9 protein-coding genes and 2 pseudogenes are annotated in these 11421 nt (G+C 42.0%); all 11 read right to left on the bottom strand.

The features are described from left to right. Positions 1 to 964: 964 nt before the first annotated feature. Positions 965 to 2310 (bottom strand): annotated as a pseudogene (locus tag H541_RS12585) (TrkH family potassium uptake protein). 100 nt (positions 2311 to 2410) lie between these two features. After that, positions 2411 to 3040: a V-type ATP synthase subunit D gene (locus H541_RS0109515; RefSeq protein WP_022797081.1), complete on the bottom strand. Its 630-nt coding sequence runs from the start codon at positions 3038 to 3040 to the stop codon at positions 2411 to 2413. Further along, a complete protein-coding gene (locus tag H541_RS0109510) occupies positions 3021 to 4418 on the bottom strand; it encodes a V-type ATP synthase subunit B (protein WP_022797080.1) in 1398 nt (465 codons plus the stop codon). Before H541_RS0109510 ends, H541_RS0109515 begins: the two co-directional genes overlap by 20 nt. After that, on the bottom strand, positions 4402 to 6189 hold the full coding sequence (locus H541_RS0109505) for a V-type ATP synthase subunit A (protein ID WP_022797079.1): 1788 nt from the start codon (positions 6187 to 6189) through the stop codon (positions 4402 to 4404). The genes H541_RS0109510 and H541_RS0109505 overlap by 17 nt, the downstream gene beginning before the upstream one ends. Before the next feature lie 15 nt (positions 6190 to 6204). Next, on the bottom strand, positions 6205 to 6513 hold the full coding sequence (locus H541_RS0109500) for a V-type ATP synthase subunit F (RefSeq protein ID WP_022797078.1): 309 nt from the start codon (positions 6511 to 6513) through the stop codon (positions 6205 to 6207). Continuing rightward, positions 6503 to 7489 carry a V-type ATPase subunit gene (locus tag H541_RS0109495; RefSeq protein WP_022797077.1) on the bottom strand — a complete coding sequence of 329 codons (987 nt, stop codon included), beginning with the start codon at positions 7487 to 7489 and terminating at the stop codon, positions 6503 to 6505. The genes H541_RS0109500 and H541_RS0109495 overlap by 11 nt, the downstream gene beginning before the upstream one ends. A gap of 3 nt (positions 7490 to 7492) precedes the next feature. Next, entirely contained in the window at positions 7493 to 8077 is a 585-nt protein-coding gene (locus H541_RS0109490) for a hypothetical protein (protein ID WP_022797076.1), read from the bottom strand. Between the two features lie 13 nt (positions 8078 to 8090). Continuing rightward, positions 8091 to 8561, bottom strand: a complete 471-nt coding sequence (locus H541_RS0109485; RefSeq protein WP_022797075.1) for a V-type ATP synthase subunit K — start codon at positions 8559 to 8561, stop codon at positions 8091 to 8093. Continuing rightward, positions 8558 to 10519, bottom strand: coding sequence for a V-type ATPase 116kDa subunit family protein (locus tag H541_RS0109480; RefSeq protein WP_022797074.1), 1962 nt, complete (start codon positions 10517 to 10519; stop codon positions 8558 to 8560). Before H541_RS0109480 ends, H541_RS0109485 begins: the two co-directional genes overlap by 4 nt. Then, positions 10497 to 10829, bottom strand: coding sequence for a hypothetical protein (locus tag H541_RS0109475; RefSeq protein ID WP_022797073.1), 333 nt, complete (start codon positions 10827 to 10829; stop codon positions 10497 to 10499). Before H541_RS0109475 ends, H541_RS0109480 begins: the two co-directional genes overlap by 23 nt. Positions 10830 to 11232: 403 nt before the next feature. Continuing rightward, positions 11233 to 11421 (bottom strand): annotated as a pseudogene (locus tag H541_RS13450) (hypothetical protein); the annotation flags it as partial.

The raw sequence follows: 11421 nt of genomic DNA, 5'->3' as shown, positions 1-11421 counted from the left end.
CCTCCTGTTAATCCAATACTAAACCAAATTATATATGGAACTTGAGAATATTGAACTGTTCCAATAAAAGTTGATACGCCAAAAATATATGCTAATGCATTCCAGTTGTAGTATTTATCCATCTATAACCATTCCTTGCATGAAAATTAGTAAGTACCTGAGACAATATTAGGGAATACCCCGTTCATTTCTACCCCTAAATATACACCTTGTTTATTACTCACAGCCTGTAAGATAGAATATGTAAATCCAGCCAAACTTGGAAATCCTAAAATACCAACTGCGCTTGCTATTGCCGCTCCAACTGGCCCAAGTGATATTGCTCCCTGCCAACTATAGTTGCATATACAGCAGCTGGTCCAATCATTGCTGCTGAAGACAGGGTTCCGATCTAGACCACAGTGACAACAAATTGACTTATGGAAAAATATGGCACACATATAATTAAATTGTATACAACATGACCATATCAAAAGGAAAATATATATTCAAACAATTGCCTTATCTTTTTTCAATTTTGTTTTTAAATAAACTTAAAAGAACGATCATTAATTAAGTGCGAAACTCAGGATAGACTTCGCAAGTTTAATTACAAGTAAACGTGCACATAAAAACAAAATTATTTTTAAAGCCTATAAAATGCGTTCTAAGACGTTTTTATTTTCATAGGTATATTTTATGATTTTGATTTTAAAAGGTTTGTATCGGCTTAAAAACAGCTTCTGGATTGATTTTAATCTGTATTGTGATAATTATAAAATAGAAAATTTGCTCTTTTTTTGAATCATGCTATAATGAATGTGCGAAATGTGAAGATTTCGAGTATGTATAGCACAAAAGAGGCTGGGACAAAAGTCCCAGCCTCTTTCGTTTACATAAAAATAGATATTCACTCCTATGATTTACTCAGAAAAAAATCATCCTCTTTTGAAATACGCAACTGTTTTAACAGAATACGTCTAGCTTAACCAATCATCACTCGCTCTTCAGGAAATCTGTATGCAACTTCTCGCTGGTTGGCTTTTTTCATCAATGAAAAAGCAACTGTCATGATTCCCACACGACCAATGAACATCAAAAGAATGATCAATAGCTTGCCGAAAACCGATAAATAGGGCGTAAGTCCCATCGTCAAGCCCACAGTCCCAAAAGCTGAAAAGACCTCAAAGGCAATATATTGCAAACCGAATGTCGGGTTTTGCGGCATATTTTCAGTAATCGATAACAGGAAAATAGATATGAAACATAACGACAAAGTTAGAAAAAACAAAGTAAAAGCTCACGAAACGGCAGATTCTTTAATTGTTCGTCCAAAAATCTCAGCTTGGCTGCGTCCTTTTAACAAGCTACGGACCTTGATGATCAAGACTGCAAATGTCGTTGTCTTCAATCCCCCAGCAGTTGATCCCGAGGTTCCGCCGATATACATTAACATCATCGTCAGCATCAAACTGGCTTGACTCATTTGTCCGTAATCAATACTGAAAAAGCCAGCTGTTCTTGGGGTGACCGCTAAGAACAAATATTGAAAAAAGCGTTCAATGACAGAATCACCAGTGATCAACTGTGAATTTTTTTCGGTCAAAAAGAAGCCTACCGTTCCAAGAACAATCAAAACGATCATTGTGATCCATGCCAAGCGGCTATGTAAGGAACGTTTTTTGGATGCCCTATGCAGGTGATCGAACCAAACGAGAAAACCGAGACCGCCGGCGATAATCAAGAAACTGACGACCCCTAGCACAAACGGTTCATTCTGAAATCCGACCATACTGTTGCCAAACAAGCATTACAAAAGGCCGAAATCGCATGAAAAACACTATACCAGAGACCCTGGCGCCAACCAAAACGAGGAACAAAAGCAAAAGACAGCAATACAGCCCCACTAACTTGGATCAAAAAGGCGAAACGGATAATGTACCATGCTAAATGGATTTCACCGGACATACGATCTAGATTCAAGGTTTCTCGCAAAATCATCCGCGTACTAAGATGGACTCTTTTTCTTGCCAAAATGTAAAAGAAGACGGGAATCGACATGAAGCCGATTCCACCAATTTCAATCAATATCAACAAAATGCCTTGGCCCCAGATATTATAATGATCCGCCACCGTTAAGGTAGAAAGACCCGTCACACAAATAGCTGAAGTAGCAGTAAACAGAGCATCTAAAAAGTTGGTACCTTCACCACTTTTGGTGACCGTAGGCAACATCAGTAAGCCTGTCCCTGCCAATATCAGTAAGAGAAACACTAGTGAGACGATTTGTGGAATTAAAAAGTGTTGATTGATGTGCCAACTTTTTTTCAAACGATTTCTTTTTTCATTCTCATTTCCTTTGACCTTTTTCAAAAACGAATGTCTTGGTAATCCAAGTCTTTTGCTTTCGTTTTTCTCTTATCATACCATTTTATTTTGATTTATTCTTCACTTTGATCATTCTTGTTACATTCGCTCGTTCGTTTTCTTCTAACCGCATTTTGATCCCATATATGGCCTCTTCTAATTCAGGGATCGTCAAATATTCTAACGCATTGACCCGCCTGCGGGTTCGTTCGATTTCCCCTGCCATCAATTGACAGGTTTTTTCGATTTCTGTTAGAGCCAACAGCTTGGGCATAACGTCTGTAAAACGGGCGACGGCGTTATCTAAAGGAACATTGGAATTCAAAAATCCGTATTCGATCGGCGCTTGCATCACAGCATCATCATAGTCAAAATGCATGACCGGTACTTCTACACTCATGATATTTTTCGTTGATAATTCAAGGGAGACTTCAGTTGCAGGTAAAATAAACATTTCTTCAATGTATTTTTCATTGATTGTGGCATTGGCCAAGCGAAATGCCTTCATGGCATGTTGCAACTGCTCTTCCACATTTTTACGTAAATGATCATTTTTTTTGATTAATTCAATAAATTGACGCATGAGTTCATCTTGTTTATCTTTTAATAATTTATGGCCGCGTTTAGCTGTCGCCAATTGTTTACTGAGGCGCGACAGCTCCATGCGGGTTGGATTAACGTTTTTTTGCGCCATTATTCTCCTCTTCCGGTAAATATTCCGCCAGTAACGCATCACTGATTCGCTTCAGTTCGACTTTTGGCAACATCGCCAATAATTCCCAGCCCAATTCCAAGGTTTCGATAATGGAGCGGTTGGTTCGATATCCTTGATTCAAGTATTCAATTTCGAAGCGTTCTGCAAATTTAGCATAGATTTTATCAACGTCTGACAAGGCCGATTCGCCTAAAACAACTGCTAATTCCTTGGATTGCTGTCCTTGCGCGTATGCAGAAAACAACTGGTTCATCGTTGCAGCATGGTCTTTACGTGTTTTGCCTTCGCCTGTCCCTTTATCTTTTAAGCGTGACAGCGATGACAAGACATCGATTGGCGGTTGAATGCCATTTTTATATAAATCCCGAGACAAGATGATTTGTCCTTCAGTGATATAGCCTGTTAAATCAGGAATTGGATGCGTTTTGTCATCTTCTGGCATAGTCAGAATCGGCAACTGCGTCACTGAACCTTTCAAGCCGCGAATTCGTCCGGCACGCTCATATAACGTTGATAAATTCGTGTAGAGATACCCTGGATACCCACGACGTCCCGGTACTTCACGGCGTGCAGAAGAGATCTCCCGTAAAGCTTCACAATAGTTGGTCATATCCGTCATGATCACCAAGACATGCATATCCTTTTCATAGGCCAAGTATTCAGCTGCCGTCAATGCCATTCGTGGAGTAGCGATCCGCTCGATCGCTGGATCGTTTGCTAGATTCATAAAGACAACAGAATGGTCGATGGCGCCAGTTTGCCGAAAATCTTCCATAAAATATTCTGCTTCTTCAAAGGTAATCCCAATGCCGGCAAATACAACAGCAAATTCATCTTCCGAGTTTAGCACTTGTGCTTGACGGGCAATTTGAGAGGCCAATTCTTTATGAGGCAAACCAGAACCTGAAAAAATTGGTAGTTTTTGTCCCCGAACCAATGTGTTCAAATGGTCAATTGATGAAATCCCCGTTTGAATAAATTCATCAGGGTAATCTCGGGCTGCTGGATTAATGACTTCGCCGTTGATATCCATAAATTTTTCGGGAACGATCTCTACTCCACCGTCTTTGACCCGTCCTAAACCGTCAAAGACGCGCCCAATCATTTGCTCTGAAACGCCTAATTCCAAAGGATGCCCCAAAAAGCGGACCGCTGATTCGCGCAAGTTAATCCCTCCAGTCCCTTCAAAAATTTGGACTAATGCTTTGTCTTCTTGAATCTCAAGCACTTGGCCTTGTCGCATCTCTCCGTTTTGCATGCGGACTTCGATCAACTCTTCGTATTTGACACCAGAGACACGATCGACGGCCATCAATGGACCGACGACTTCTCCAATCGTTTTATATTCCTTGATCATCAGTACGGTCTCCTTTCTGTAAAATTTCTTTTATGGTTGCTTTGATTTCTTGATGCAAAGCAGAAATTTTGGCAAATTCACCTTCAGGCAAATACTTCATGCGTGCAACTTTGTCTCGTAGTTCTTCAATTCCTGAGTAGACTTCTGAAAGATACGCACCTAGTGTTAACGCATCTTCGGCTTCTTTGTGGAGCAATAAGATCGTTTCTAGCATTTTGAACTGCTTTTCACGAGAGGTAAACGTATCGACATCGTCAAAAGCATTTTGCTGTAAGAAATCTTCTCTCAAGGACTTGGTCGTTTCCAGCAATAATTGATCTTTTTCTGATAAAGCGTCGATACCGACAAGACGAACGATCTCTGACAACTCAGATTCTTTTTGTAGCATCCGCATGGCTTCTGTTACTTGTTTGGACCAATCCACTTGCATTTGCTGATCCAAAAAGGCGCCAAGTTCGTTTTCATATAAAGAATAACTCTTCAACCAATCGATTGATGGAAAATGACGTTTTTGCGCTAATGTGGCATCTAAGCCCCAAAATACTTTAACGACCCGTAAAGTATTTTGAGTAACTGGTTCCGAAATGTCCCCACCAGATGGTGACACGGCGCTGATTGCAGTAATACTGCCTTCTTGATCAGAACCTAAGCAAATCGCTTTCCCAGAACGTTCATAATACTCTGCCAAACGGCTACCTAAATAAGCCGGATATCCTTCATCCCCAGGCATTTCCTCCAAACGACCAGACATTTCTCGCAGTGCTTCCGCCCAACGTGAGGTTGAATCCGCCATGATCGCCACTGAATAGCCCATGTCACGGAAGTACTCTGCAATGGTAATCCCCGTATAAATCGACGCTTCCCGAGCGGCTACTGGCATATTTGATGTATTGGCAATCAAAACGGTTCTAGCCATTAAAGATTCACCACTGCGAGGATCGATCAACTCTGGAAATTCGTTCATTACATCTGTCATTTCATTGCCGCGTTCCCCACAGCCAACATAGACAACCAAGTCGACATCCGCCCACTTGGCAATTTGATGCTGAACAACGGTCTTTCCCGCACCAAAAGGACCCGGAACGGCTGAAGCCCCGCCTTTAGCGATTGGAAAGAACGTGTCAATCACGCGCTGTCCTGTAATCATCGGTTCGATTGGATTCAGTTTTTGCTTCACTGGACGGCTATGACGAACCGGCCATTTTTGTAGCATCGTAAATGAACGTTCTCCTTTAGTCGTATCTAAGACATAAATCACTTCATCAATCGTATATTCCCCTGCATAAACAGCTTTGACTGTTCCTGAAACGCCATGAGGAACCATAATTTTGTGATCGATCAGTGGTGTTTCTTGCACAGTTCCGATAACCATTCCGGTACTAACCGCTGCACCCACTTCGACCATCGGTACAAAAGACCACTTTTTCTCATGATTCAACGCAGGCAATTGCACCCCGCGAGTCAAGAAGTTACTTTTGGTAACATCCATAAAGGTTTCCAATGGGCGTTGGATCCCATCAAACATTTGAGACATAATTCCGGGAGCCAATTCCACGGATAGCGGTTCACCAGTGGTTTCGACTGGTTCTCCGGGACCAATCCCTGAAGTTTCTTCGTAGACTTGGATCGAAGCGACGTCGCCGCGCATTTCGATGATTTCACCGACCACGCCTAAATCTCCTACATAACAGATATCTTCTAAACTTGCATGACCCATATTTTTGGCTAAAACCAATGGACCTGATACTTTAATAATTGTTCCTTTTTCCACAACATCGGCTCCTCTCTATAGTATGTTTTGTCCGACCGCTTTTTCAACATTATCTTGAATCATCCGTCTGCCGATTCCTCGGGAACCATCGTAATCAGGAATCAAGATGATCGCAGGTGTCATTTTTTGTTGGACCTTTGCTAATTCATCGGGAATCATCTCTGCACATTTTTCAGTCAGATAGATAATCGTACTACTCTTCATTAATTTTGCCAGTGCCTGCTTGACTTCTTTTTCTTCCGAGGCATAATAAACTTGGAACCCAAATAATTGAAAAGGAATGACGGATTCTTTCTCGCCGATCACACCGATTTTATGCGTCATAGCGCCGCATCCTTTCTCTGATTTGTCCTTCCGTAAAGCCGCTGCGTTTGCCTACCAGCAAGATACGCAGATTTTGCAGTTCCAAAATCTTAGCATTCAAAAATGCGAGTAAAGGTAGTGGTCCTAAAGCATCTATTTGGGCTGATGCAAAGCTTTCTGTAATCAAGTTGTCTTGTAAAAGCGCCAAGCCAGCGAAGTCGATCACTTGTTCATGAATGATTGGCCGCATCACTTCCTGATACTCACTTTCTAATAAGAACGTTATAAAGTCGCTATAGGACGCATCCGCAAACGCTAAAAATTCTTCTTTCGGGATACTGCCGACACTCACCAAGACCGCCTTCATAAAACTGCAGGATCGCTTTTGGCTCAGACAGCGAGCGGCGATGGTTATATTGGTTAAATCGATCATCTTAATGACGGCTTCTTGTAGTTCAGGTATATTGATTTTGTCTGCCAATCGCCGTTGTTCATGCAAATACCGGCGATCGTATATGATATCGATGCCTTGCACCACAGCGCCGCCTTCCAAGTGTTCCCGAACCTCTTGAATTGTAGTCACGATTTTCTCAGGCAATACTTCTGATATGCCTGTTTTGATGGCGGTCCGGCATTCGTCGATCGTGTAAAAACCGTCTTCAACCAGTAGATGCGCATAATCCTTTCCAGTCACTGACTCTTTGGTCAAGACTTTCAGATTGTGGAAAGTAAAAGGCATCATATACAATCGGAGGATTTCTTGATTGGGAACCAGCTCGATCAATTCTTTGATTGTCTTTAACAATTCTTCATCAAGTGATATTTCGAATTGTTCGTGAAAATATGGATGCAAATAGCGTTGATAATGGGTCTGCTGCAGCACCGTTTCGACCACAGCAAAGTTTTTTGCCGTAATCATTTGTTCCACTTCTTGCGGCTTCAGTAAAGTCATTTCTTTCAGCCGAATGATGGGATTCAATTGATGATAATTCCTCATGGATCAACCTCCTTTTTGTATGATCTGTAACCACCGTTCACGGGATTCTTTCTTGTATTCTTCAAGTAACACACGATAAGTAAAGTTGTATTGAATACCATTGTCATCCACCAAAAATCCAGCTTCTGACAATGGTGTTCCTGCCTTGATTTGATACGGCAAGTCGGACTGACAAGCCGCGACCCAAGTATCATCTAAGTGGGCTGCTTGATCTAGACCCGCATGAAAGGTCACCGTGCCACTGATTGGCAGCCGCTCCAGCACATTTTCAACAAATGTCTGGAGCTCTTCTGGTGTCCAACCAATCATTTGTTGATAAGCTTGCTCAAAAAGTTGTGTCAGATATTCATTTTGCTTCACAATTTTTTGCTGCTTGGCGGCACTTGATTGGCGATTCAGGGCTTGCTGATAATTTTTTTCGACTTGCTTTTTTGCTTGCTGGGCACGAAGCTGCAAGTCCGACTCTTTCTTCGCCCAGTCACGTGCCATGGTTTCACTGATCCTAGCACGTTCAGCGGCAGCCAAACGTTCCCGTTTTATCTGCGCTTCTTGGTCTAGTTCAGCAATCATTTTGTCGATTGCATCCATACCTTCGCCCCCTTTAAATCGTTCCTAAAAGTAAGAAAGAAATAACAAAGCCTAAGATGGCATACATCTCAACCATTACTGAGAACATCACGCCTTTAAAGAAATGCTCTGGTTTCTTCGCTAAAATTTGAATCCCAGCTGCAGCGACCTTTCCTTGGGCCATTCCTGAGAATAAACCAGTAAAAGCAACTGGCAGTGATGACATCAAATAAGCCATACCAGTCACTGTCGACATTTCACCACTTAAGCTGCCATAAATCATAAACGCAATAACGAATCCGTATAGACCTTGTGTCCCAGGAAGCAATTGTAAAATCAAAGCTTGTCCAAACTTCTCAGGCTGATTCGTCGTTAAAGCTGCCGCTGCTTCACCAGTTTGGCCCACACCTTTGGCTGAACCAATCCCAGAAAAGATCGTCGCAATCCCCATTCCGATAATTGCAAACACCATACCACCATTATTGTTAATCAAGTAATCAATCATTTATTGTCTCCTCCATTTTCTTTGTCAAAATCAACATATTTCTCACTAGGCGTAAAGGTTTCAAATTGACGTCCACCACCAGTGAAAAATTTGCCGAAAAATTCTACATATTGTAAACGAGCGGCATGCACATATGCACTCAGTAACGATAAAAAGATATTCAATGCTTGCAGTACAAGCAATAAGAGAATACCCACTGAAAAACGAGCAGCTGGCGGCAAATAGCCCACCAATAAGTTGAAGGCTGCTGCAATACTCCCACCGGAGATCCCTAAGGCCATCAAGCGACTGTAGCTGACAAAGTCACCGATGTAACTCGTCACACCGTACAAGTCGTACAATCCTAGAATGAAGCCGCCCACTTTGGTTTTCCCTTTAAGAATCGGTACCACGATAATCAATAAGGCACTAAAGCCCGCTAAAATCAAGCCGACAGTGGTTAATGCAGGGACATCAATCAAAAGATTGCCTGCGGCTGCCACTAGCAGACCACTCAAAAGTCCTAGCCACGCAAAGCCTTCGTTTACTGCACCTAAAAGATCCTTTTTGCGGATGTTTTCTTTAGCCGCCAAATAAAGACCTGTAAACAGTTGGATGCCACCAAAAATCATCGATAGACCAAAGATTGCCATAAAATCTTCGGCGGGCGATAAAAGCTGGAAAGGCAATGTAGCACCAAAAAACGAGCCGTAGATTGCACCCCAAATCATGGTTGGTACAGACAATATCTGGAACAATTTCAGAAATTGTTTGGTTCCTTTTGGCAAACGTAAGGCATACAGCCCAATCGTTGTCGCTACAGCCATCAATGCACCATAACCTAAATCAGCCACCATCATCCCAAAGAAAACATAATAGAAAGGCGTCATCCAAGGGGTTGGATCAATTTCATCGTATTTCGGCAAACTATACATTTCCGTCAGCATTTCAAAGGGTTGTATAAATGAAGCATTTTTTAACTTCGTTGGTACTTGATTGGCAGCAATCTCGTCTGCCGTTGGTTCTTCAAATGAATAGTAAATCTCATTGGCAAAGGATTCTTGGACCATTTCTGCCACTAACGGTTGATCCTTTTCTGCAATCCACCCGCGCAAGAGCGAAAATGTCTGACCTGCCGCTAGACGTTGTTGCATCATTGCACGATTCTCACGAGTCAAAAACAGTTCTTCCGCTTGCTGCAACAGGATCAGCCGTTGTTTGTGCTGACTGATTTCTGTAATCAGTTCTTTGCGCTGCTGCGTCAAGGAAGTCAACGCTTGTTTCGCGTTTTGCAAAACCACTTTTGGTGATTCTGATGTTAGGCCAGTTTCTTTCTTCACCCCAAAACGGTGAAACAATTGGAAAACTTGCGCCTCGGTCGTTGCTAAAAAAAGACAGCTGAAATTAACTTTCTTCTGATCAGAATAGATGACTTCTATATGAACATCTTCCAATTGACGCAAAGCTTCAGCTAGATCTTCCCAGCGTGGTTCTTCAACACTACCTGCAAAAAAACACGTATGTGTAGGTGCTTCAATTTCTAGTGGCACGTCAAGATTTTGCCACTGTGTCGCCCAATCTTCTGCCTGAGTCGCTGCTTCGATCGCTTCAATCGTCTCTAACCAGCGCTCCTGCAAATTCTCAACTTGACCTAGTTCTGTTAAAGCTGCTGCTTCATCGAAGCTTGTTTCAAAGTCCGACAGCCGCAAGGCAGCCCGCCGCCACTCCGTGCTTTTTTTCGCATCGCCAGTTTGACGAATAAAGCGGATTGCTTCTTGTAGACGACGAATCAGTGTCTGATGAGAAGTACTTTCTGGCGTTGTACCTACAAAAAATTCCTGCAACCAAGTTTCGTTGGCTTCTTTCTCAAATACATTCTCGATTTCAACAAACTGCATCGCTTGCAACTTCGTCAACAAACTTTCTTGGTAGCGTTTCGGGGTGATCAACGTTAATTTATTTAGTTTGGTTACTGCCATAAGTCCCGATCACTCCTTCAACGATCTGTTGAATCGCTTGCTCTTGGAAGCTTTGCATATTTTTTTGGTAACGATCTAAAACTTGCTGATTTTCTTCTGCCAGCCGTTGCTTTTGTGCTTCCAGCGACTGGTGTAACTGCTCTTCGACTGCGACTTGTTCTTGTGCAAGTGCCTCTTCCAAAGCGGCAGCCCGTTTTTGCAATTCTTGTTGTTGCTGCGCTTCTTCCAATTGTAGCGCTTTTTTCAAAGCGATCAATTGCTGTTCATTGGCTTCTTCTGCTTCTCGTAAACGAGTCAAAGCTTCTCTCATTAATTCCCCTCCTATAAATCGTGTGTATATTCAACTGAAAAACAAACAAAAAAGCATACCTCGCGAAGAAGTATGCTTATAACAAAAAAAGGCCAGCATTCCTCCAAGAATGTTCGCCTCACCCCTTGGCAAACCTGATCCTTGAAACACCGAAATGCTCAACCTTTGTGTCTTCAATTTTTCGATACAATATGTATTCTAACAAAAATAATCCCAATCATCAATAGATAAGTGCAATTATTTTCACCTCTCATCTAGGGTTGTCAAACATATGTTACCTGAACTGATAATAGTGGTGCTTGATGTCTTGTCCACCAAAACGAATTTTTTGAGTTTGTTGTCAAGGAGGAAAGTGAAACGATCCTTGACAACAAACGATAAAAATATAAAATCAGTGGACACATCAAGCAGCTTCGTTATACTTATTTTCGTAATACTTTTCAACCATTTGATTTGGGCTTAAGAATCCCAATACTTTTCGTGCAATATTATTGTGTCGACTCATATATCGCCGATGTTGCTTTAACATATCCTCTACGGATTCAAACTCTCGTTTACCATAAAACCGAAGTTGATCTTCCCGGTGACTTCG

Source organism: Bavariicoccus seileri WCC 4188, assembly GCF_000421665.1.
GTDB lineage: Bacteria > Bacillota > Bacilli > Lactobacillales > Aerococcaceae > Bavariicoccus > Bavariicoccus seileri.
The sequence above is the reverse complement of the archived record's forward strand: the minus strand, read 5'-3'. Positions and strand labels throughout refer to the sequence as shown.